The following is a 24881-nucleotide window of genomic DNA, read 5'->3' on the forward strand; positions in this document are numbered from 1 at the left end:
GGGTTGTACCCGAGACCGTCAGGTCCAGTGTCGTTGACTTGATCAGATTCGGATCTTCAATGCTCCAGGCACTGCCCTGGGTGTCTGTGAGGGCACCGGCTGTATTCAGCTTCTTGGTACCGGACACAGTGATACCCTGCGTCGCTGAAGTAATGACATTGGCATCGGTCACCGACCAGCCCGTATCATCGGTATCGGTAATGTCACCAGCTGTAGTTAACTCTTCTACTTGTGACAATGTGATAGAGCCATTAGAAAGCGTTTGAGCTGACACACTCCAAGCGCTGGTACTATTTGGGTTATCAGTAAATGTATCGGTGCCATCACCACCGGCAATGGAACTCAGACCTCGAAACTTAATACTTGGGGTAGTTACAAAAACACCATCACCATCAGAACCCAGAGTAAAAGCATCTGCTTGATCGGAACCGTTCAGTGTACCCTTGGTTAGAACAACATTATTTACCTCAGTTACACCATCTGCTTCGATAACATTGATAGTATCTCCAGAATCAGCGACGGTTACATCACCAACGACTACCTCTTCGACGTTAGAGAGCTCAATGCCACCCAAGCTTAGAGGCTTATCAACTGACCCAGTTAGTGAAAGATTTTTATCAGAAGTCTGAACAAATGTATCGACACCACTTGCCGTTACATTGACAGCTGATGCACCAGTAATATCTCCAAGTTTATTCTTGCTGTCCCCCCCATTTCTACCAACAGTAATATTTGCTATACCGGCTGTTTCTGTAGAGGTCCAAGCCCAATCACCAACAAACCCAGTTAAATTAATTTTTCCACTATTGATAAAATTATGAGTAGTAATATTTAGAGTGCCACCACTAGTATCAATTTCTCCGTCGGGATCAATATAGACTGTGTTCTGAGCATCTAACGTAACGTTAAAGTCATAATCATTCGATGAATATATTTTCGCAGAAATAAGGATATTGTTATCAGCAATAAGTTGAAGAGTCGGTTCATCTCTAGCGCTGTTGTTATAAGTAATATCAGACAAAACACTAATATTACCTTTAGCAGGATCATTTGAATTTGCCTGAATAGTAATATCTGATCCATCATCTAGGGAGCTCTGCAGAGAACTAATCAAAACATAGCTATCACCATTACCAGGATCTGAATCATCAACACTAATATTATCATTAGCTTCCGCAACACCATTAACTACAGCAATGTTTTCTGGATCCAGCAACCAGCTACCATTCTCACCCTGATCAGCCCCTGCATCCACAGTACCAGTAACTTTCAGAAGTTTCTTACCAGAAGTCTCAACAAAACCACCATCACCACCATTCTTACCACCACGGGCAGTGATCTTTCCTTTAAATTCAGCAGTATCATCTGACCAGACAATGACTTTTCCGCCGTCGCCATTTTCTGTTGCACTGGCATCTATGGTGACATTTTCAGCTACGGTGACATTTTTAGCGTTATAAACATCGGCGTTTTTACCCTGATAATCTCCACCGATAAGAACAGTGCCCCCACCATTCTCACCGGTCGCAACAATACTGGCATTGCCAGTCAGGTTGATTGTGTCACCTTCTATCTGAACCTTGCCGCCTTTACTACCAGCACCTTCTCCTGACACATCTATCTTGCCGGTATGTGCAACCTGAGCACCAAAACCACCCAAACGAACCACACCACCTTCTGTGCTGATTCCCTTGGCTTCGATAATACCGGTATTGTTAACAGCATTATCAAAAAGACCTTTTGCGACATCCGCCGTTAATAAGACTTCACCGCCTTTCAGCGTTCCTTCATTGAGTACAGCGTCATCAATGCCCAGTTTCTTTTCAAGAACTTCTTTAGTGACCTTAACCCCGATCAGTTGATCCGCATCAAAGGTGACAACGGCTTCATTACCTGCCGCCAAAGCAACCAGACCACCTGAGACCAACCCTGTATTATGGACACTCTTACCCTGTAAAACGGCACCACTGACTGCAGAAATTGAACCTTTGTTAATGACGTAGCCTTCAGTCCCTGCCTTTCCTTCAAAAATGTAATTGCCATTCATGAAGTCTTCCGTTTTGATATCAAGGCCTGAAGCGACCAGGCTGTTGACATTAATCTGAGACGTTTCCGTAAATAACAGCCCCCTGGGATTGACGAGAAGTACATGTCCCTTGGCATCAATGGTTCCGAATATGGCACTGGGATTTTCATCAAGAATGCGGTTCAGAACCATGTCTGAAGAGGATGACTGGATAAACCTCACCATCTCATCCGCGTCGACATTGAATGTTTCCCAGTCAATGGCCAGAAGGTCTGAAGCCTGATCAACATTGGTGATTTTGCCATCAACACTGATGGATCCATCACCACCGACAACCACACCACCTTGTGGAGCAGCCAGCACCATTTCTGATCCCAGAAATGAGAGGGCCAGAGCACTGCCAGCCAGCGCTCTGCGGTGAAGAGCAAAAGAGTAAGAAAGGGGTTTCAGCAGGAACGACTTGCGAGTTCCGTGATCTTTCTGTCCATTTATTGTATTGGTCATATTGCTTTCCTTGCGTATCCTGTGGGGCTGTCAGGAAGCGTCGCTACAGCCACGGAAATCAATTCTTAATTCAGGTAATAGGTAAAGTCAGCCAGCAACTGCCAGTCCGCATCATTGCCGACAGAGCCCGTGCTTGATTTATCAGAAACTGGTTTTGAGAACGTTAATGTAGAAGCAAACTTATCCATCCAGTTCAGCCTCATTAACAACCCGATACCGGCCAGGTGAGCCCAGGGATCAGTGGGTTGCTCGTCTACATCATTCGATCTATAAGCGTTTTCACTACCATATGCAGCGTCTGCAATAATGGCGTACTGAACAACGTCACTCAGGCGATAGCCACCATAAACATCAAAGTCGAGACGTTCTGGTACATCAAAATACATTTCAGCACTCAGGTATACGCCCTTATCTGCAGAAAATTCGCTGGGGGAATAGGCGCGAACGCCACTGGAGCCACCCAGTGAAAATTGTTCAAATGCAGGCAGGGAGGTGTCGCCGTAACGGAGCTTGGTTTTAAAAATCAAGCGAGACTCGCTGTCTGTCATCGGTAAAGGAATAAAGAACAGAGAGTTGCTGTCAAAAGCCAGTTTGTAATAATCATCGCCACGTTCTTCAGCGACGTCATTCTTGAATCGACCGTATTGAACGGCCAAACGTCCCATATTCAATGTTTTAAAGCGGGTACTCAGTAAATCGCCTTCAAGAATAAACTCGACTGCCTGCGCTTTATCACCTTCATCCAGGAAGTTTTGTACGACAGAATTTCGATCAGATTGTTTATCACTCAATCTTACACCCGCAGCAATGTTTTCCGCCCTGGACCTTTTAAATTGGTGCATGGCTGTCAAACTGTATGTGGTGTTACTGCCTGAAATCCCCAGAATGTTAATGGTTTGTTCATCTTCAGAAGTTACGTCGTAATCATTCTGTTCATAAAAGAACTCCAGACGTGTCCGCGAATCATAGACAGGAAGACTGTAACGAAGTTGATAGAGATCGGCATTATCCGGATTAAAGGATTTCAGTGTGCCGAGTGACAGTTGATCACCAATCCCGGTTGGATTCATCCAGTCACCTTGGACAAAGAGCCTGTTTTCACCGGTAAATTCAGGACCGTGATTATCCGCGCGGACTGTTAACTGCCACTTTTTCTCATCCCGGACTTGCAGGTTAAGATTCGACTCCCCGAGATTGTCTCCTTTTTCAAAGAAGCCATAGACATTCAAGCCGGGAAGATCATTCAGCAGATAAATACTTTCTTCAACTTTTTCATTATTAACCAGATCACCCACCTGGTCTTCAAAGGGTTGAGCAAGCTGTTCACTGTCGTACTTATTATTACCCTCTACGACCACTTTACCTAGAGTACCGGCAACAATATCAAGTTGAACGATGCCCTGTTGAACGTCTTGTGGGGGAATAAATACTTTTGCCAGAAACAAACCACGTTCACGATAAAAACGTGTTATCTCTTCCGTAACAGCAACAATATCGGTATAAGTCAGGCCTCTTTGGGAGCGTTGTTTACGCAGCAAAGCATTCAATTCATTGAGATCGCCGATCGTGAGATCATCAGAACCCTGCTCACGTTTCTGTTTAAGAAACTCTCCCAGTTGCTCAAGATCCTGCTTTAAAAAGCCACTGTTGAGGGTGTCTTCTACTCTCATGAAATCCTGACGCAGATCTTCTGCCAGTTTTTCTATTACTTCGCGGGTTATACCCGCTTCCGGATACTCCGGAAGATTCTTGAAAGCAAAGCTATTTACAGTAATGTGGGGTTCATTACCGTATTCATCCTCTTCTGCAAACGAGCCGTCGGCTTCATCCGGCAGATCACTTTTACGCTCTTCAAATTCTTTATTGATGTCTCTCGGATTTATATCAGGTGCTTCAGGAACCTGACTGGCCACCGCACTTACCGCCAACATTTGGGCAAACAGAGGGGCGAGCACAAAAGGCCGCATCAAGCGACCTCTTTTATTTTCTCCATTACGGTGGTACTGCCGGGCATTTCCGTTCACTGCTTCAATCCTTTTTTATTGTTCTGTAGCGCTACCCTGGTCTTGGATAACAAATCCCCTGCTATCTGGCCACCTTTTTGTTTTAGGTAGGATGGCGCTGACAATCCATGACTGCTTTTTAACCTGTTTCCTATATAAATGCCTACTTCACATAGGTGATTTAATTCAAACTTCTTACAATCCGAAATCCTGTCACATCATCAGGCTGACCGGAATGATTCACACGACTGGTCACCAGACAGCGCTTTAAAGGGTCTTTACGACTCCCGCCCAGTGCCATTAACTGGCCGCCTCCATCAAACGCCCATTCCTGAACATTACCGACATAATTGATTAATCCATTGTCGTTAGGCTTACCTGTACTGGCTTTGACCAAAGTGGTTCCTTTCTGCAATGAACCGAACTTGATAAAACAATTTCGATCAGGATCAGCACCGTTTCTTTCGGCATTGGACACGCTCATCCATTCATTGATGGTAGGAATTCGGTAGTTATACCCTGACTGCTGACTTAACCACTGGGTATAAGCCTTAGCCTGAGCAATGCTGATATTACTGGCTGGCATTCCGGTATCACCAGACAACGGTGAACACTGACCGGTTTTTTTGCAATAGTTATTAAAATCACCCACGGTAACTTCATAGCGACTCACAGCCAGCTTCTTACTATCCCCTTTGGCAACGATCAGTACTGGACTTTTACCCCCACCATTCAGGTAATCCTGACAGAAATGACGCCGTCCCTTACTGCCCGACCCAGGTCGTAAATGGGCACACATATCAATAGAAATAGACGACAAAGAGCCTGATTTTGGAAACAATGCAACGGAGTCTGCTTTGATCCTTCTGGCTGAAGCAGGGCTGTGTCGTGCAACCGTTTTGATACACCCACCCAAGCTGTTGACAAAACCACTCTCTTCCTTGCTATAACGAGCTTTACTTACTGCCTGTAACGCATTGATTTTTGATGTTAATTCACCTTTAACATCAATACGGGCACTGCATGAAAGTGAGTCTTTAACCGCTGCAACCGCTGCATTCACTTTTCGCTGACGGGCATCCCTGGCTAAACGCTGTTCTCTGGCTTTGCGTTCTTTCTCTAATCGAAGCTGCTCCTGCTTTCTCGCTTCAGCGAGTCTTTCTGATTCAGCCTGAGCTTCCAGACGCTGCTCTTCCTGTCTTTTCAACAATGCTTCTTCAGCGTTTGCCAACAAGGACGCTTCTTGCTTTAACAAGTCCGATTCGTTTTGCCACAGCCCGGCTTGATCCAGCAGATTTTTAGCTTCTGAAAGCTTGCCACTGGCACGGGCCTGGGACGCTGCATCCAGATAAACAGACATGGCTTTCTGTCTGGCCTCAACAATACTATCTGTATCTTCAGGAGCCAACGCCATATACTCACCAATCAGAGTGTGGACTCTATCACTCCAATGCTCAGTCAAGGGTTCAGATAAAGCCTCATCCAAGTTTTCAAGGGATACCCTCTGTTTCATCTCCAGTTCAACGTTCGCACGAATATTGACCTGCATTTCTTCCTGCATTTCTTCCTGAAGCGTTTCACGAAGTTGAGTTTCATCCACCAGGTGCGTTTGCTGATAAACCAATCCTGCAATAACAGATGCAGCAATAGTTCCGCCACTCAGATAATAAGGTAACTTTGATTTACTAAAGAAAGCTGTCTTAAAAGCATCGACTGTCTGGGTTCGCTGATCACCCTTCAGCTGCAACGCTTTCTCCAGCGCTTTCCATTGACGCTTGTTTAAACGTTTAATGCGTTCTGGTTTCAGTTTTTTCTCAAAAGCTTTATCAGCAGGCGTTTTATCATAAGGATGCTTACCCGCAAATAATTCATAAGTCACACAAGCCAGAGCATAAACATCATCACTGGGTGAAGGTTCTTCCCCCTTCAACATTTCATAACTGGCATAAGTCGGTGTTAATGCACTGAGGCTACCCGCATCAAAAACAGTCTTATCATCACCTGAACCACTGCTGATACCAGAAGATGAAACAGCGCGAGCAATACCAAAATCAAACACTTTGGCAGTCTTGTGTTTGGTAAAAAAGATATTACCGGGCTTAAAGTCCGAGTGAATAATGCCCTGAGAATGCGCATAAGCTAATGCTTCAGAAATATCTTTGAAGACATTGTAAGCTTCATCCTGATCCAGACCGACGCCCGCGCACTGACGAATAACTTCATCCAGAGGCGCCCCGTCCATAAATTCCATGGTCATGAAAACCATGTCACCATCCCGGTCAAAATCATAAACCGTTGCAATATTGGGGTGAGCAAGATTCTGAGACTTTCTGGACTCTCTTTGCAGAGAGATAAACGCATCAGGGTGACGCTTGAAGTCATCGTTCAATAACTTGACCGCAACGTAAGGGTCACGATCCTTGGCCTCCACCTTTCTAAGGTCAACGGCCTGATAAACCGCTCCCATACCACCTGAACCCAACATTTTTTTGAGTTCAAAACGATTTTTAATTAATGATTTTTTTTGTGGAGGTGGCTCATGCGCTGCAGGTGCTGATGGAGCAACCGGTGGCTGACCTGCTACAAGTGTTCTATCCTGATCGGCCTCCCAATCACTCTGCTGACCCGTCTGATTGGTTAGAACGGTTGCATCATCAGAAGGACTGGTTGATTCAGTATCTGGCTTGTTAAATGAAGAGTTACTCGGATCAGTGACGATTCTTGTCTTATCATCAGCGCTCATATCATTCCCTGTACTTCTGCTGTGTACTTGCTTCTATGCAAAGAAGCTCTCAGGTTAGAGCTTGTTATTCTATAGCTACAGTCTTGAAAAGACTTTTCCATTTAGCTGAAAACCTGTGAACTGATACTAATTTTTATTGCCTGATCAAACAAGCATCTATAGGTATTTTTCGAAAGATTTTTCATTACAGAATTCAGCTGATAAAAAATCTAATCCATTTGAACTAAGCGCACCAAAATGGTGAGCTCTATATTCTTCATCAGTTAATCATTTTTATCAATCGGATCAATTAATTGCAGAAATATCTTACAACAAGACCCTAGCCAAGCCAGTCATGAGTGGGCTAATATCATCCTGCATGCTTGAACAGCTTATTAACGATCAAAACAAGATGACGTTTTAACAAAAGAACAATGGTTTCTCAATCAGACTTCTGACATCTTGTTTAGCGGAAAAAACAACAATCAGGCTGTTAACAAGGTCATCATGCTATCAAGCCATGATGACAAGATAATAAGCGATACCATGCACTTTATATTGGCCTGTATGAAAACAAGACTGGCCAGGCACAACACACAATAAGAAATAATCTTTTCAATACTACAGGGATCACACTCTGGGTTATAAAAGGTTTTTCAGGATGAACAGCCATGAGCGGGAACGCAGCTCACCCCGGAGAATTAGTATGGCTATAAACCAGACACAGCTGCATTTTTACAGTAGATAAGAGTGGGCCAAGTATGGCAGAAAATCTTGTATTCAAGGTGATTGACAGCCCGGCAGAAACCAACATGACCGGCCATACCAAAACCTTCTCTATGGCAGGAGGCAGCATCGGTCGCTCAGACTCCAATAACTGGGTGCTTCCTGATATAGAACGTATCGTCTCGTCGACTCATGCCCAGATAGTCTTTCAGGAGAGCAGTTACTTCCTGAAAGATGAAAGTACTAATGGCACATTCCTGAATGGTGCTGATAACGCCATAGGCAAGGGACAGCAAATTCAACTGAACGATGGCGACGTTGTCAGTATGGGGCTCTATCAACTCAAAGCCGTACTGAAAGTCAAACGCAAAGACCTTCCTGAAGGTTTGGAGAGTGTCGATTTTCTGGATACCTCCGATAAAACAACGATCGGATCTATGGCTGACATGCCTGCTGCACCTGCCCAGGAGTCTCCAGCATTCGATCAGTGGCTCGACGCGCCACAACCCAATCAGGCTCAACAGAACACCTGGGGATCGGTAGATCCATCCATGGGTAGCGCCGACATCCAGCCTCAATCACTGGACCCTTTGGCGACCAGTTCCTCAACTGCTGATGATTTTTTTGGTACCTCATCCGAGGTTTCAGTCGACCCCCTGGCGGCTATTTCTGGTCAACCTGCCAGCAGCGATCCTTGGGCATCTGCAGATTCCGGACAAAGTAATGACTGGTGGCAGGAAAGCGCTCAGCCAGATCATGCACCCGCCATACAACAGTCTATTCAAACCCCCAGACCGGCTGCACAGGTCAAAACACCTGAGCCTTCGCCTCAGTCTGTTACCATGAATGACTTGAGCCTTGATCAGTTACTTTCTGAACCTGAACCAGCAAGCCCACAATCTGCTGTAGTACCTCCAACCCCTCAAGTGCCTCCTCCTCAGGAGAATGCCCTTTTTGATCAATTTCTGGCCGAACCTGCAGAGCCCCAGCCTCAACCTATTCCACCTCAGCCTGCACAGATCCAAGCTGTTGCGCAGGTAGATCCTGTTCAGACACCCGTGAGCCAGCCTGCGCAACAACAGCCTTCAGCCAGCAGCAGTCAACAATTGGCGAATCAGCTGGGTATAGAGGTTAAAACGCAAAGCGACCTAGAACGAATCGATCAGGAAGCTGCTTTGTTAATCCGGGAAACGGCCAGCCGATTGATGGATCTGCTCAGGGCCAGAAGCACTGTCAAAAATGAGCTCAGAGTTGAGCGCACCATGATTGAGAGTCAGGACAACAATCCTTTGAAGTTTTCAGCAACGGTTGAAGACGCACTGAATATGATGTTTGGACGTAACAGCAATGCCTTTATGTCTCCATCATTGGCAATAAAAGACAGTTTTGACAACATTTCAGATCACCAGATTGCTGTTCTTGTCGGCATGCGTACAGCTTATGACGCCATGCTCGCACAGTTTACTCCCGATAAGCTGTCGACTCTGTTCGAGCGTATGAATGGCAAAGGTCTTTCAATGAATCGTAAGGCCAAAAACTGGGAAACGTTTCAGAAGTGGTATTCAGACCTGCAATCTGACCCGGAAGCTACCTACAACCGGCTGTTTGGCGAAGTGTTTGCTGAAGCCTATGAAAAGAAACTGGCTGAATTGAAGTCAGTACGAGGCATGCAGCCGTGAGCTGATTCCAGGCTCTCTGGAAACCTCTACTTAATCGTTTGAAAATGGAGTTTGAGATGATGTTTACAAGAACCATAACGTTATTAACCTCGTTCATGCTTGTGCTGCTTGTAACAGGCTGCAGCACCAGTCGTGAAGTACTGAATTTTGATACCAGCGCAGAACTGAACCTGCAAGCGGCCAGCGATGTCAATCTGGATGCCGACGGTCGCCCTTCACCATTGGTAATACGTATTTTCAAATTGACGGATGCCCGCCAGTTTGAACGAGAAGATTTTCTGACCCTCTATGAACAGGCAGAAGATCGACTGGGAAAAGATCTGTTGGGTACTGTGCAATTAAAAGAGCTGGCACCGGGTGAAAATCGTCTGGAGACTTTTGAGTTAACCCCCGACATTCGCTACCTGGGCATACTCGCCGAGTATTCACGTTATGATGAGACCAGAACCATGCTGGTCTTACCGGTTAGTGCCCATTACAGCAATGACTTCAGCCTGGTTGCCAGTGAGAAAGGACTTTCACAAAAATAATGAGCGTAGCCACTTAGCATTCAAACAGCCATGAGCCGAAAATGCCGCTAACCATGAAAATGAATACAAGCCCGATATAGCGGCATTTTCATAGTAAAAAAGCCAAAAGGCCAATTACTGCGCAGTACTCAGAGCAAGGATTCTTGATCAATGTCCAACAATAACAAGGTCATCTGGTCTGAAGGCATGTTTCTTCGGCCACAGCATTTCCAGCAGCAGGAAAGGTACTTTGAACAGTACATTGAACACCGTACCCGTGCCTGCGGAGCTTACTTTTGGGGTCTGAACAAACTCAGGATCGATATAGAGCTCCTGAAACTGGGAAAGATTTCTATTATTGATGCGGAAGGCGTGTTCTCAGACGGCACTCCTTTCTCATTGCCTGCCACAGAAAAAACGCCTGCTATTCTGGATGTCCCTGTTAATACCCGTCATGAGGTGGTGTATCTCTGCCTGCCCCTGCGAACGCCTGGTAACAGACAAAGCACCCGACAGACAGACGACTCTTCTCAAATACGATTCTTTAGTGAAAGTTCAGAAGTCCGTGACAATGCCTCTGAATCGGCAGAACAGGCAGCTGTTGAGATTGGTCACATGACCCTGCACCTGAAGCTGGAATCTGAAGATCGAAACGGCTTTGCCTGCATCGGTCTCACCCGGATTCTGGAGAGGCAACCAGACCAACCGGTTAAACTGGACAACAGTTACGTGCCTCCTCTACTGGACTGCCAGCTTTCACCCATCACCAGTGGTTATTTTGAAGAACTCCTGGGTCTGCTGAAACAGCGTGGCGATGCCCTTGGCCACCGGTTAGCCGACAGTGGTCGCTCTGGTTCCGCCGAAATTGCTGACTATTTACTGCTACAGGTCATTAATCGCTACGAGCCATTAATTATTCAGCTCTCCCGGCAGGAACAACTGCATCCGTTTGAATTCTATAAAGAGTTGTTACAGCTGGCTGGCGAGCTGGCAACGTTCACTCATTCAGCAAAACGTGCCGATCGGTTCCCCAATTATTCCCAGGAGTCACTGGGGGAATTGTTTGGCGCGTTATTTACCAGCCTGAGACAGTCACTAAGCCAGGTATTGGAACAAACCGCTATTGCCATGGAACTGACCAAACACAAGTTTGGTATTTTTGTATCCCCCATCAAAGATCGCAGCTTGATTTCCAGTGCCAGTTTCTATCTTGCCGTCAAGGCGGATATGCCTTCAGAGCAATTAAGAAATAACTTCCCGGCCCAGGCCAAAGTGGCACCGGTAGAAGTGATCCGGGAACTGATCAGTGCCTCGATGCCTGGCATTATGGTCAGACCTATGCCAGTGGCACCCCGACAGATTCCTTATCACGCCGGATTTGCCTATTTCGAACTGGAGCGAACCGGAAAAGCCTGGAATGCCATGCAGAACTCAGGTGGTTTTGCCGTGCATCTGGGGGCTGAATTCCCACAATTGGAACTGGAACTCTGGGCCGTCAGGGACTGACCCTTCCTGAACCGGAATAAACAGCCATGAGCGAAGAAAAATATTTTGCGTCTTCTTCGAATAGGATCAATGGCAAAAAAAATATTTTTCCCGGTAAAAAATGGAATGAATCATGACAGATCGTACGGTAATAATTCCTACACCAGGCAGTATGCAACAACCTGCCCAGGCACCTGCCGCTGCAGCACAAGCTTCTCCTGCTCCTGACCTGGGCATGGTGCAAGAGGCCATTCAAGTGCAATCCGGGCTCAACCCTTTGGTTCGTGCCGCCTCCACTTTGCTGACACTGGTCATCAAACTGCGCACGACCACTGACTTTAATAATGCTCCGCAGCTTCACCAGCGAATAACCCGGGAGCTGCAGAAGTTTGATCAGGAGATCCGGGCACAGGGGGGTTCCCAGGAAACCGTATTGGCCGCCCGGTATCTGCTGTGTACGGTACTGGACGAAACGGTTATGAACACGCCATGGGGAGCACAGTCCGGCTGGAGCCAGCGTTCCCTGTTGAGCATCTTCCATAAAGAAACCTTTGGTGGAGAGAAATGTTTTCTGATTCTGCAAAGACTTCAGGAAACCGCCAATCAGAATCTCGATGCGCTAGAACTCTTTTATCTTTGTCTCAGTCTGGGTTTTGAAGGCAAGTTTCGACTGGCACCCAACGGCCATGCCCAACTGGAAACCATCCGGGACAATCTTTACAACACCATCCAGAACCACCGTGGTTATGTCGAAAATGACCTTTCCCCCCGCTGGGAAGGCAAAGGTCGTAAGGCAACGGGTTTGATGCATTACATTCCGTTATGGGTGTTTGCTGCCTGCACTATGGCGCTGTTGGTCATGACTTACGCCGGATTTTCTGTCTGGCTGTTTCAGGGCAACGAGCCAGCCATTGAGATGATGCAGCAATTAATGCCGATTGAAAGCACAGAACCCAAGGTTGAATAAAAAGTGTGGAAAAGATCATGCTGGCTGGGCATTGTGTTATGGGCTTTATCTTCTTCAGGTGTGGCTATGTCGATTTTTGATGTTGGGAAAATGTGCACTTTTTCGAGAATATCTGGAGTAATCCTGAATAATGGTGAGCCGGTGGTTGGAGCCAAAATTATTCGAGAAACGAGATATGAGAAAACCTTTTCTGATCAGACAGTTACCGATGAAAGCGGTCATTTTGAAATGCCCGCCCTGTTCGTCCGGTCCATCGCCAAGTACTTGCCACAAGAATTTGTGGTATGGCAGTCAATGAAAATTGAAGTAAATGGTTCTGAGCATGAAATCTGGGATGCAGCAAAAAGGAGTAAAGAAGAAAACTCCGAGTCAAGAGGAAAACCCTTAATTGTAACTTGTGAGTTATCCGATGCAAAACGAATCATTAGAGTTGCTGGTGTTTCATTTATTACCAAGTGTCTGTGGGATGTGGAAGAAGATGAGCCATTGTTTTCAGATGGAATTTATTTTGATGACCAAATAGAAGACGAGAGTAGCAAGGAAGCAGGCCAATGAGTGGAGAAATTTCACCTCAAGCAGCAGCCAAGATAGCACAAGAAATTTATCAATTAACCAGCGCTCGTACTATAGAGTTAGCTATTGAACTATTAAATAATAGCTTTCAAGGCGACTTAATCTTCACCGAGTCTAAGCTCCTCAAAGGCAAAACCGGCGGCCCAGGATTTCTAAAGGTCAGAACCGCTTTTGGCTTTGTACTGGAAGGGAAAAAGCAGCTGGAAGGCCATACCTTTATTGTCTTTCGTGGTACAAAATACCTGGCTGACTGGCTCAGTAACCTGAATATACTGATTGACCCTTCCATAGCTGGCAATCCGGTCCATGAAGGATTTATGAAAGCCTTTCGATCCATGCTGCCCCAACTCAGGGAGTTTACCGGTCAACTGTCCAATGGCTCACAGGTACACTGTATTGGGCATAGCCTGGGCGGCGCACTGGCTACCATTGCATCTGAATGGTTGAACGTTGAAAAAGGCATTCAGCCCAAACTGTACACGTTCGGTAGCCCAAGGATTGGATTGCCGGACTTTACCCGTAAAACAACCCAACGACTGGGCAGTGAGAATATTTTCCGGGTCTGGCATAAAACCGATATTGTCCCTTGTATACCGATTTGGCCTTTTGAGCATACACCCAGTTCCGGTAAAGATTATTTTCTGCCTTCTCCCGGCTTCTTCCCTGGCGCTGAATGGCATTCCATGGATCATTATATTCAGTCGGTCGACAGAAAAAACTGGAAAACGATTTATGCTCTGAGAGAGCGGCAGCCCACTGAGTTTGATATCAGGCAATGGCTGTCTGACAAAACACTTCTGGGATGCACGTTAACAGCCGTGCAATGGTTTCAACATGCACTGGCTTTTGTGGTCAACAAATGTCTTTCATCAGTTGGCGGCAGCTATCAGATGTTTCTATCTACCAGCTCAACCATTATGGATCGCCTGGCCTGGGTACTTAGCCGAGGGGTTACCCTTGAAGAGAACCTGTCTGCCTGGGTCGTGCATTTAATGCGTAAAATCTCAGAATTTCTGGGTATGCATCAGCACTTGAATACTGAAAAACCTGGCAAATCACTGATCCGGTATCTGCTTGAGCAGCTATCCGACAAAGTCAATCAAATGGCCAAAAACACCCTCAGCCAAGTTCTGGCTGATGGTCGAGCCTTATAAAAATCAATAATTCCAACAATATAAAAGCTGCATAGCAGCCTTTGCACAGAATGGAATCGAGGTACAAGATGAGACGGGTATTAGCGTTTCTGGGAAATCCTTGGGTTATAGGCATTATCGGGTTGTGCGCCTTCGCCCTGACCATCTGGTTGGGTGCCGACTATGTTAAGTTTGGCGCCGACAACACAGCTATCAGTTATAGCACCCGTCTGATCATTATCCTCAGCACTGTTTTCATCTGGGTGATCTGGCGCATGTTTGTATTACTCAAAGAGCGCAGCCAGAACAATCAACTGCTTGATGGTATTCAACAGGCCCAGGCTGAAGAAGAAAGTCAGAAAAATAACGAAGACACTCGCACCCGTGAAGAGCTCGAGGTTCTGAACTCACGCTTTCATGAAGCTGTCTCCGTTCTGAAGCAGTCCAACTTCAAAGTCGCTGGCCGGGGCAAGTCTCTGTATCAGCTTCCCTGGTACGTCATTATCGGTCCTCCTGGTTCCGGTAAAACAACCGCACTGGTCAATTCTGGACTGCAGTTTCCTCTGGCAGACAGTCATGGCAAGGGAGCGCTGGGCGGTGTCGGTGGTACCCGTCATTGCGACTGGTGGTTCACCAATAATGCCGTTCTTATTGATACCTCCGGCCGTTACACCACTCAGGACAGTCACAGAGTGGTCGACAATGCAGCCTGGACCGGTTTTCTGGATCTGCTGAAAAAATACCGTCGTCGTCGTCCCATCAATGGCGCCATAATCGCTATCAGTCTTCAGGATCTGATGGTTCAGACACAAGAGCAACGCAGCCAGCACGCGAAAGTCATTCGTGCCCGACTGGACGAACTTCATGAAAAATTTGGCGTACAATTTCCGGTCTATCTCACTTTCACCAAAGCTGATCTGATTGCCGGATTCAGTGAGTTTTTTGCCAACCTGACTGCGAATGAACGCGAACAGGTTTGGGGCACAACGTTTGAGTTCGGTGAGGGTAAGGACAGTGCAGCGGCTCTGGCAGGTTTTGACAACGAATTCCAGGCCCTTCTGAATCGACTGAATGAACGGGTTCTGAGACTGGTTCATCAGGAACGGGATTTAGAACGTCGCTCACTGCTTCAGGGTTTCCCATCCCGCATGAGTAGTCTGCAAGGTAATATCAGAGACTTCCTGCAGCAGACATTCAGCTCGAATAATTTCAGTACTACTCCGCTTTTACGAGGCTTCTATTTCACCAGCGGTACTCAGGAAGGAACCCCGATTGACCGGATGACGGCGTCCATCAGTGCCAGCTTTGATCTGCCACGCTCCGTGGGCAGACAACAGATGAATACCGGTAAAAGTTTTTTCATCAGCCGTTTGCTGAATGACATTATTTTCCCGGAATCCGAACTGGTTGGCGTTAATCGACAGTTTGAAACCAGCCTTCGCTGGATTCGCAGAACCTGTATTGCCAGCATGGCTGTCGTACTGGCCGGCGCGGGTGTGGTATGGACAGGCAGTGTCACCAAAAATAAACAATTGATCGGTGATGTTTCAGAAAACGTTTTGTCTTTTGAGAAAGCCGTAACCGAACAAGATGCCTATAGCGAAAAGACAGTGTTCAAAAGCCCCGTTGAAGCCCTTCCAGCCATGGATGCCTTGTTGAATGCCAGCAAAGTCTATGATCAGGATGATCATCCGTGGCTCAACAGCCTGGGCCTTTATGACGGAAATGTCGATACAACAGCCAATAACCTATACGACGAAAAGCTGTTAAGTGTCTATTACCCTGCCCTGTTACAGGATCTTGAAAATCAACTCCGATACGGCGGCTATGACAATACCCCTAAGAATCAAACAAGAGTACTTGAGCTGCTTCGCATCTACCTGATGCTGATCACGCCTGAGAAACGCAATCCCGAGCAAATCACTCAATGGGCTCTGTCACATTGGGAAGATACTTTGCCGGGAGAAGCCAGCAAACAACAGCACCTGAAAGAACACCTGAGCCGATTATTAACGCTTGATATTCCTGCATCGCAAGGCAATGCCAGGGTGATTGCCCAGGCCCGTCAGCAGATCAAGAGCATACCCATTGCTCAGCGTCTTTACGGTCAGTTAAAGGGTACCGATGAGCTAAAGGGACAAGTGGACTTATATAGCGTTATCGGTGGCGATACCCAAAAGATCTTTGGCCTTAACTCGGAGAGTAAAGCCTTTGCAATGCCAGCCATCTTTACTCGTAACGCCTATGAAAATGCGGAGTACGATGCCGAATCCAGACTGCTCTCTGACCTGGACCAGAATCGTTGGCTTTATGGCCAGACCGAAGGGGACGACTTCAGCAAAGCGGATAAGGAAAAAATCTCAGGCCAGATCCAACAGATTTACCTGACCGAATACAGTCAGAACTGGCAGGCGTTTGTCCGTAAGTTTCATATTGCTCCCTTCAAGAGTATCTCGGACGCTACAGCTACTCTGAAAGTCTTGTCTGACCCAGTGTATTCACCGCTGCAAAACGTGCTTGAAGTGCTGGCAGATAACACCGAACTGACCCGTCCTATAGCCTTGCCTTCAGCTGCGGCAAATGCGGTTCCCGGTGCCGGTAAAGCCCAGGAAATGCTGGCTCGAAAGCAAAAGCCGACCGTTGTCGATTTGCAGTTCAGGGATATTCAGGGACTCGTGAAAACCCGTAACGTTCAGTCCCCTGCACTACAGGAAACATTAACACTGGTTCGTGAGCTTCATGATTACCTGAATGAGATCAACCTCTCACCCGATCCTGAAGAACATGCCTTTAAAGTCACCCGCGCACGCTTTGCCAGCAGTGGCAATGATGTCATTAAACGCGTTCGTATCAAGGCTTCTCAATCGCCAGAGCCGGTTAAAAGCTGGTTGAATGAAATGGCAGATTCCAGCTGGCAATTGCTATTGAGTGACAGTCGTCGTTATCTCAACAAAGCCTGGAAAGAACAGGTATTCAACCCTTACCGCAAGAGTCTTTACGATCGCTACCCCATGACATCCAATAATGATCGTGAAGCCCCCATGCAGGACTTCAACCGGTTCTTCAAGCCAAATGGTATAGAGCAGCAGTTCTTTAATGAGTACCTGAAAGCCTTCATCAACACACGGAACTGGAAGACCCGTAAACTGGACGGCCGTGGTCTGTCGATTTCAAGCCAGTCTTTGAGACAGTTTATTACTGCCAACAAAATACGCCGTTCTTTTTACCATTCCAGTGGTGAGCCTGCGGTTAACTTCCGTCTGCAACCCACCAAGATGGACTCCGATGTCAGGATTTTTTCCATGGAACTGGGTGAACAACGTATTCGTTACTCTCATGGGCCCAGAATCGTTAAGAAATTCACCTGGGATGCCAGTGAAAATAATCGGGCACGCATTGTCTTTGAAGACCTCAACGAGACCGTTAACCGTAAGCAGTATGAAGGCGACTGGGCACTGTTCAGACTGCTGGATAAATCCGAGATGGTGGGTACAGCTGATCCTCGCGAGTATAACCTGACGTTTAATGAGCAGGGTCGTAAAGCGAGTTTCAAGCTGATTGCCGACAGCAGCTCTAACCCGTTCAACCCGAAACTGCTCCGCAGTTATCAGCTGAGGGGAAGTCTGTAATGGAGATACTTGACGCAACTGAATCCAATACACAGCTCAGACTGCCCGGTATTTACGGCAAGCTTCCCGCACACGGGGATTTTGTTGACCGCGGTTTGTCTGTGACGTTTATCAAACTATGGGATCAGTGGTTGCAACAAGCTTTTGCAGGCAGCAGAGAAGTGCTGGGTGATGACTGGTTAACAACCTATCTTACCAGTCCCATCTGGCGATTTGTACAGTCCGAAGGGGTGATTGATGGTCGTGGGTGGGCTGGTATTCTGGTGCCAAGCGTTGATTCAGTGGGCCGGTACTTTCCTTTAACGATTGCCATGCCCTTGTTGTCGTTTGAACGACCTGCGAGTTTTCTGGCTGAAAATACCGACCTGTTCACTTTCTGGGAATCCTCTGCCATGCAGGCTTTACAGGAGGGTTTGAATGCGGATGCACTGTCTGAGCAATTAAACGACTCTGCTTCAGCATTGCATCAGACAGCAGAGCCCATTGGCAGACACACGCTGGTACAGGGACAAGCAGTTTCCATGAGCAGTACCGCGCCCTGGGCAACATTACTGGACGCCCAGATGAGCCAGCAGGATGACAGTTATACTCTCTGGTCCTGCACCGGTTCCAGCTGCATGCCACCGATGCTACTGCAGACCAAGGGACTTCCAGACCCCAGAAAATATACGGCTATGCTCAATGGCCAATGGCAGACTCTGGGATGGAGCGCTTCTTTATGAAAACGAAGCGAATCCTGGCAACCGTTATAAACAGCCATGAGCGAAGAAAAATATTTTGTGACACCCTCAAACATGAAAAATGGCCAGGCAAAATATTTTTCACGGTAAAAAGAATCATTGATTGATTAACCCCATAATCGTTTATCAAGACGCAAGGGATTGAATTGAAATGGCATCGCCACAAATCATAGATATTGACAGTCTGCTGGAACCGATTTCGGATGATCAGCCCCAGGGAGAAGACATTCGTGAAGATCGTTCTCCTACGTCAGATTACTACACCATAAAAGATGCCCGTAATGCCGCCAGGGCTACTGAACGTGGTGGACTTTTTGATGCCGATTCGCGAGCAGAAGCTCTGGCAGAATGGCATCCTGTGCTCAATAAAGGTAAGGAAATCCTGAGTCAGAAAAGCAAGGATATTGAAGTTGCTTGCTGGATGATTGAGGCTGCAGTGAGACTGCACGGATTCAATGGGCTCAGAGACAGCCTGATTGTTTTACGAAGACTGATTGATAATTTCTGGGATGATCTCTATCCAGAGCCTGACGAAGACGGCATCGAAACCAAGGTAGCTGCCATTACCGGTTTGAATGGTGATGGCAACGAAGGCACATTGCTTGCTCCCATTCGCAACTGCGCCATCAGTGAAGATTCCAGCATGGACGCCTTCAGCTTCTTCAAGTATCAACAGGTTTATGATGCCAGCAAGATTGCTGAAGAAGAAAAAAGGGCTGACCGTTACGAAGAGATTGGCTTGACCCTGGAAGAGGTTGAAAGAACCGTTTCTACAACCGCTGACCAGTTCTATCTTGATCTGGTTGATGATATTGAAACCTGTAACGAAGAATTCAAACTGCTCACTGAAAAGCTGAGTGAACTGTGTGGCTATGATGCTCCGCCCAGCAGCCAGATCACCAGCCTGCTGGATGAAGTGCTCAGAACAGTGCGCTTTCTCTGTCAGGAAATTCTTGCCAGAGCACAAGCTCAGGCTGAGTCGCAACAAACGGTTGAAAGCAGTGAGTCTGAGACAGACAGTGGCGTTTCTGTAGAACAGGTTTCCGGTCACTCTGTCACAGTACAGCATTCATTTGTCGCTGGAGGTGAAATTACCAACCGGGAACAGGCTCTGGATCAACTCAAGAAAATTTCCGATTATTTCCGTCTCTATGAGCCTCAATCTCCCCTGCCCGATGGTATTGATCGCCTCGTGCGCTGGGGACGCATGACCGTTGCCGAACTCATGATGGAGCTCATGCCAGAAGAGAACTCCAGAGGACTATTCAGTCAACTGACCGGTGTCGCCATGGATGGAACGTCCACTAACACTTATGTTGCTCCTCCTGCCCCCGTCGCTTCCAGTAGCAGTCTGCAAGATATTGAAGATGAAACGCTCTCTAACCAAGCTGCCAGTGGTAACTGGGGGCCCAACGAAGAAGAGAAGAAAGAGCAACAAAAGCAAGAAGGCTGGTAATAGGTACTTTGCCTCTATGTAATCTCAATATTCAAGGATCGAGAAGATGAAAAAAACTGTAATTATTAAAAAACAACAAAAATACACCCGTACATCATCAGAAGAATTCACCATAAATGATCTCAAAAAATCCGCTAAAGATCTTGAAAATAAAATTAAAACCGACAAACGCAAAGTTGTAGAGTTTATAGAAATGGTTTGATCATGGATACCAAAGTATTCGTTAGTGCACATTTTAAAGAGTGCTGCCCGTTAAAGAGTGCTGCCCGGCTGAAAAGCTTCAGTTGTTAATACAACGTTTTAAAGCCTATAAGCAGTCGGGCAAACCTCACCCAACATTTGGAAGAGATACTACATACGACTTCCCTGTCTCTGTTAGAGATGCAGGTTTGCAACATATACACATTAAAGACTCTACTTCCAAAAGATGGAATCTCAAGTCGATCATGTATAATCGTACCAGTGATACAGCACTGATTTACACTGAGGGCTTTATCCATAAGAACTATTTTTTACTTTTAGGCTTTATTGAAAATGCTCACGAAACATACAAGTCAAAACCGATGTATTTACTTGATCTTGCAGAAATCGCCGAGCGTTTTAGAGAAAAATTTTGAGAGGTTCTAGTCATGAAAGAAGAAATAGCTTTCGCCTGGAATACCTTTCAGCCAGAGCTGGAAGGCTTATATTTTGTTGCTGTTCAGTTCGGTCAAAATGCCGGTACTTTTGACTTTATTGAGTGGAAAGACGGTTCTTGGCATGGTATAGAGGATGAATATGTTATTGCTCACATAGATATTCAATCCTTTAAGAAGCAACTGTCCATCAAATGGCCAGGCGAATCAACTCCACCTTTACGAGCACCACGAAGTGAAGTGGGTGATTCAGATTTATGGGAAGAGGTCTAACTGAACCATCCTATATACAAGCAAATAAAAAGAAACAGGGAGAACGACATGTCTGACAGCATCCACGACAAACTTAAGCGGGTTCGCAAGCCCCGCGTCCACATTACCTATGACGTTGAAACCAACGGCGCTGAAGTGGTTAAGGAACTGCCTTTTGTAGCAGGTGTTATGGGGGATTACTCCGGCGATAACACCGAAGGCAAGAAAGCCATGAAGGAACGGAAGTTTGTCCAGATCGATCGCGATAACTTCAATCAGGTTATGGGGAAAGTTAACCCCAAACTGAATCTGAAAGTCCCCAACACACTGGCAGATGATGACAGTGAAATGGCCGTTGATCTTGATTTCAACTCCATGGATGACTTTGATCCTGAAAAGCTGGTTCAACAGATTGGGCCCCTGAAAGAACTCATGGCTGCCCGCAGCAAACTCAGAGACCTGATGAGTAAAGCGGACCGCTCTGAAGACCTGGAAGAAATTCTGGAAAACATACTCAAAAATACTGATGAAATCACCAAAATCTCAGAGGAACTGGGAATGGGTGGCAAGGACGAGGGAGATGCCTGATGAGCACAGAAACTGATGAAGCCGTATTAGAAGCAGCCGAAGCCCAGGAAGATTCCCTCAGTCTGCTGGAACAGGCCATTGGTGCCACCAAGCAAACTGAGCGGGATGATGCCAAAGACCTTCTTGAGAACCTCACCAAGCAGGTTCTGGACGGTACCGTAAGCTGGGATCGAAACCTGACCAAAACCATCAACTCTGCAGTTGATGCCATTGATGCAGCCATCTCCAAACAGCTGGCCGCCATCATGCATACTAAAAAGTTCCAGAAGCTGGAAGGTTCCTGGCGTGGTCTGAATCATCTGATCATGAACAGTGAAACCAGTGCAAACCTGAAGCTGCGCATGCTGAACGTCAGCAAACGTGAACTCTTCAAGGACCTGGACAAGGCTGTGGAATTTGACCAGAGTCAGACCTTCAAGAAAATTTACGAAGAAGAGTTTGGTATCGCCGGTGGTGAACCTTATGCCTGCATCATTGGTGACTATGAGTTCACCAGCCACCCGGAAGATATTGATCTGCTGACCAATATGTCCAATGTGGCCGCTGCGGGATTCTGCCCATTCGTTTCTGCAGCAGGTTCAGAAATGTTTGGTTTTGATGACTATACCGAACTGTCCAAGCCCAGAGATCTCGCCAAGATTTTTGAATCTCAGGAATACATCAAGTGGCGCAGTTTCCGTGACAGCGAAGACTCCCGGTTTGTGAATCTGGTCATGCCCAGAGTTCTTTCCCGTCTGCCCTACGGAGCCAACTCCAAGACGGTTGAGGCCTTCAATTATGAAGAGTTCCCTCAAGATGAAAGTGGCATGGCCACAGATGTTGAGCACGATCAGTACACCTGGATGAATGCGGCCTACGTGATGGGCACCACCCTGACCCAATCTTTTGCGGAAAACGGCTGGTGTACTGCCATTCGTGGTGCTGAAGGTGGTGGTAAGGTAGAAGGCTTGCCCAGCCACGTCTTTAAGAGCGACGACGGCGACACCGATCAGAAGTGTCCTACCGAAATCGGTATTACCGATCGTCGTGAAGCAGAGCTCAGCGGCCAGGGCTTCCTGCCTCTGTGTCACTACAAGAATACCGACTACTCAGTATTCTTTGGTGCCCAGACCACCCAGAAGCCCAAGGTATTTGATAACCCTGACGCTACTGCAAATGCTTCTATCTCTGCCCGCCTGCCCTACATCATGGCAACCGGCCGTATCGCCCACTACCTGAAAGTTATGGGTCGTGACAAGATCGGTTCCTTCATGGAAGCCAAGGATGTAGAACGCTGGTTGAACCAGTGGATTGCCCAGTACACTAACGGCAATCCGGACGCTTCTCCTGAAATGAAAGCCCGTTACCCGCTGGCTGAAGCCCGTGTAGAAGTTAAAGAGAACCCAGGTGCTCCCGGATCATACAGTGCAGTCGCCTATATGCGTCCATGGTTGCAAATGGAAGAGCTGACCACCTCTTTAAGAATGGTTGCCAACATTCCTTCTCCTGGTTAAGACACCGTTATACGACTGTCTATCAACTCCACCATTCCCGCTTAGCGGGAATGGTTTTTAACTTCTAAACACCAACGATAAACCGACATCTACAATCCGCCGTTTTTATCAGGAAGCAATTGTGTCTGAAGATCAGGCTACATCGGCAATACAACCAAAAAAACAAAAGCAGACTGAGCCGCCGTCAGTATCAGAGCGTATTAAAGCCAGACAGACGAGAACGGACTCACTGAAACGATTTCTGCAGGAGCCGGATGCAAACCGCGCTCTGTTTATCTGGCTGACTGAGCTCAGCTCTGGATCGAGTCAATACCAAAATGGCCAGCTGCAAGACTTCATCAGCTGTCAGATTGCAGCTATCGACGAAAAAATTAATGACCTGCTGAATGCCATTCTTCATCATCCCCGCTTTCAGCAGCTGGAGAGCAGCTGGCGTGGTCTATGGACCTTAGTTGATCAATCCGGCCAGTCCCGTATGACCCGGGTGCGCCTGCTCGATATCAGTTGGCGTGAAGTCAGCAAGGATATTGAGAGAGCACCCGATATCACTCAAACCACCCTGTTTCGTCTGATTTACAATGAAGAGTTCGGTATGGCCGGCGGTGAGCCTTACGGCATCCTTCTGGGTGATTATCAGGTTGCTCATCGTTCATACCCCGGACATCCCTACGACGATATCACAACGTTACAGGGCCTTTCCCAGGTTGCTGCAGCGTCTTTTGCTCCCTTCGTCTGTGGTGCAGCCCCTGAGCTGTTTGGACTTGATAGCTTTGACGAACTGGGCATGCCCCTGAATATTTCCAATCTGTTCCAACAACAGGAATACATTCGCTGGCAATCCCTGCGACAGAGTGAAGACAGTCGTTTTCTGGCCATCACTCTGCCAGAAGTGCTTTGTCGGGAACCCTGGGATAAAACCATCACTCTACCCAGACAGGACTCTCTGAATTTTAAAGAAAATTCCCGGGAAAAAGGATTATCGGGCTATCTCTGGGCCAATGCCTGTTACGCCTTTGGTTGCAATCTTTTAAGAGAGTTTGGCGATGTTGGCTGGTTTGCACACATCAAGGGCGTTCCAAGAGACTATCTGGGTGGCGGACTGGTCACTTGCTATCAGTCTCAGGATTACAGCACCGATAGTCAGGGCACCGCCCACAAAATACTCACGCCAGTCTTGATCACGGATACCATCGAACGTGAATTATCCGACCTGGGTCTGATAGCATTGAGCCACTGTCATGATACGCCCTATGCGGCCTTCCACAGCTGCCCTTCTCTGCATCTGTCCAAAAAATATAAGAGTAAATCAGCAACATCAAATGACCGAATCAGCGGAATGTTGCAACAGGTTTTATCCGCTTCTCGCTTTGCCCACTACATCAAAATCATGATTCGTGAGAAAGTAGGTCAATTCATTACTGCTAAAGAATGTGAGCGTTATCTGCAAGAGTGGCTCAATAAATATTGTACTGGCCGTGAAGACCTGAAATGGGAGATGCTGGCCCGTTATCCTCTGCGTGAAGCCAGGGTAGAAGTCCGAGAGCAACCTGGCAGTGCCGGAGCCTATCACAGTACTATTTATCTGCGCCCCCATTACAGCGCAGATCACCTGGTTTCAGAATTACGCCTGACTACAGAGTTGGCCTCTTTAAATAATCACTGAATAATAACAGACCAGAAATAAAAGCCATGAATACGAAAATTTTTGGAAAAATCATTTTAACCTTCCTGTCCCTCACTCTCACAGGTTGTGCATCCACC

The 24881-nt window shown here is 46.9% G+C and carries 18 protein-coding genes; 15 read left to right on the plus strand and 3 right to left on the minus strand.

The window, feature by feature from the left end:
* The 3 genes from ACR2PX_RS23750 to ACR2PX_RS23760 form a co-directional block, all read right to left on the minus strand.
* A partial coding sequence (locus ACR2PX_RS23750; RefSeq protein WP_434001829.1) for a filamentous hemagglutinin N-terminal domain-containing protein occupies positions 1–2530 on the minus strand: 2530 nt, incomplete at its 3' end.
* 65 nt (positions 2531–2595) lie between these two features.
* On the minus strand, positions 2596–4554 hold the full coding sequence (locus ACR2PX_RS23755; protein ID WP_434001830.1) for a ShlB/FhaC/HecB family hemolysin secretion/activation protein: 1959 nt from the start codon (positions 4552–4554) through the stop codon (positions 2596–2598).
* 160 nt (positions 4555–4714) lie between these two features.
* Positions 4715–7276 carry a protein kinase domain-containing protein gene (locus ACR2PX_RS23760; protein ID WP_434001831.1) on the minus strand — a complete coding sequence of 854 codons (2562 nt, stop codon included), beginning with the start codon at positions 7274–7276 and terminating at the stop codon, positions 4715–4717.
* 740 nt (positions 7277–8016) lie between these two features.
* Here ACR2PX_RS23760 and tagH point away from each other — a divergent pair.
* The 15 genes from tagH to tssC (ACR2PX_RS23835) all read left to right on the plus strand — a co-directional run bounded on the left by tagH (position 8017) and on the right by tssC (ACR2PX_RS23835) (position 24783).
* Positions 8017–9660, plus strand: a complete 1644-nt coding sequence (tagH, locus tag ACR2PX_RS23765; protein ID WP_434001832.1) for a type VI secretion system-associated FHA domain protein TagH — start codon at positions 8017–8019, stop codon at positions 9658–9660.
* A gap of 56 nt (positions 9661–9716) precedes the next feature.
* The gene (gene tssJ / locus ACR2PX_RS23770) at positions 9717–10190 is read left to right on the plus strand and encodes a type VI secretion system lipoprotein TssJ (RefSeq protein WP_434001833.1); all 474 of its coding nucleotides are present in this window, start codon (positions 9717–9719) and stop codon (positions 10188–10190) included.
* 150 nt (positions 10191–10340) lie between these two features.
* Positions 10341–11675, plus strand: a complete 1335-nt coding sequence (tssK, locus tag ACR2PX_RS23775) for a type VI secretion system baseplate subunit TssK (protein WP_434001834.1) — start codon at positions 10341–10343, stop codon at positions 11673–11675.
* Positions 11676–11787: 112 nt separating this feature from the next.
* Positions 11788–12621 carry a type IVB secretion system protein IcmH/DotU gene (gene icmH / locus ACR2PX_RS23780; protein WP_434001835.1) on the plus strand — a complete coding sequence of 278 codons (834 nt, stop codon included), beginning with the start codon at positions 11788–11790 and terminating at the stop codon, positions 12619–12621.
* Positions 12622–12687: 66 nt separating this feature from the next.
* Positions 12688–13176, plus strand: coding sequence for a DUF6795 domain-containing protein (locus tag ACR2PX_RS23785; protein WP_434001836.1), 489 nt, complete (start codon positions 12688–12690; stop codon positions 13174–13176).
* Entirely contained in the window at positions 13173–14348 is a 1176-nt protein-coding gene (locus ACR2PX_RS23790) for a lipase family protein (protein ID WP_434001837.1), read from the plus strand. The genes ACR2PX_RS23785 and ACR2PX_RS23790 overlap by 4 nt, the downstream gene beginning before the upstream one ends.
* Positions 14349–14416: 68 nt before the next feature.
* Positions 14417–17956 (plus strand): type VI secretion system membrane subunit TssM, encoded by a 3540-nt coding sequence (tssM, locus tag ACR2PX_RS23795; protein ID WP_434001838.1) that lies wholly within the window; start codon positions 14417–14419, stop codon positions 17954–17956.
* Positions 17956–18678, plus strand: a complete 723-nt coding sequence (tagF, locus tag ACR2PX_RS23800; protein ID WP_434001839.1) for a type VI secretion system-associated protein TagF — start codon at positions 17956–17958, stop codon at positions 18676–18678. The genes tssM and tagF overlap by 1 nt, the downstream gene beginning before the upstream one ends.
* 169 nt (positions 18679–18847) lie before the next feature.
* A complete protein-coding gene (gene tssA, locus ACR2PX_RS23805) occupies positions 18848–20152 on the plus strand; it encodes a type VI secretion system protein TssA (protein WP_434001840.1) in 1305 nt (434 codons plus the stop codon).
* Positions 20153–20198: 46 nt separating this feature from the next.
* The gene (locus ACR2PX_RS23810; protein ID WP_434001841.1) at positions 20199–20354 is read left to right on the plus strand and encodes a hypothetical protein; all 156 of its coding nucleotides are present in this window, start codon (positions 20199–20201) and stop codon (positions 20352–20354) included.
* Positions 20355–20394: 40 nt separating this feature from the next.
* Positions 20395–20769: a type II toxin-antitoxin system YafO family toxin gene (locus tag ACR2PX_RS23815; protein ID WP_434001842.1), complete on the plus strand. Its 375-nt coding sequence runs from the start codon at positions 20395–20397 to the stop codon at positions 20767–20769.
* Between the two features lie 12 nt (positions 20770–20781).
* On the plus strand, positions 20782–21060 hold the full coding sequence (locus ACR2PX_RS23820; RefSeq protein WP_434001843.1) for a hypothetical protein: 279 nt from the start codon (positions 20782–20784) through the stop codon (positions 21058–21060).
* A 48-nt stretch (positions 21061–21108) separates the two neighbouring features.
* Positions 21109–21627, plus strand: coding sequence for a type VI secretion system contractile sheath small subunit (tssB, locus tag ACR2PX_RS23825; protein ID WP_434001844.1), 519 nt, complete (start codon positions 21109–21111; stop codon positions 21625–21627).
* Positions 21627–23120 carry a type VI secretion system contractile sheath large subunit gene (gene tssC / locus ACR2PX_RS23830; protein ID WP_434001845.1) on the plus strand — a complete coding sequence of 498 codons (1494 nt, stop codon included), beginning with the start codon at positions 21627–21629 and terminating at the stop codon, positions 23118–23120. The genes tssB and tssC (ACR2PX_RS23830) overlap by 1 nt, the downstream gene beginning before the upstream one ends.
* A 121-nt stretch (positions 23121–23241) precedes the next feature.
* Positions 23242–24783 carry a type VI secretion system contractile sheath large subunit gene (gene tssC / locus ACR2PX_RS23835; RefSeq protein ID WP_434001846.1) on the plus strand — a complete coding sequence of 514 codons (1542 nt, stop codon included), beginning with the start codon at positions 23242–23244 and terminating at the stop codon, positions 24781–24783.
* The last annotated feature ends 98 nt before the right edge of the window (positions 24784–24881 follow it).

Source organism: Endozoicomonas sp. (assembly GCF_051008435.1).
Classification (GTDB): domain Bacteria; phylum Pseudomonadota; class Gammaproteobacteria; order Pseudomonadales; family Endozoicomonadaceae; genus Endozoicomonas_A.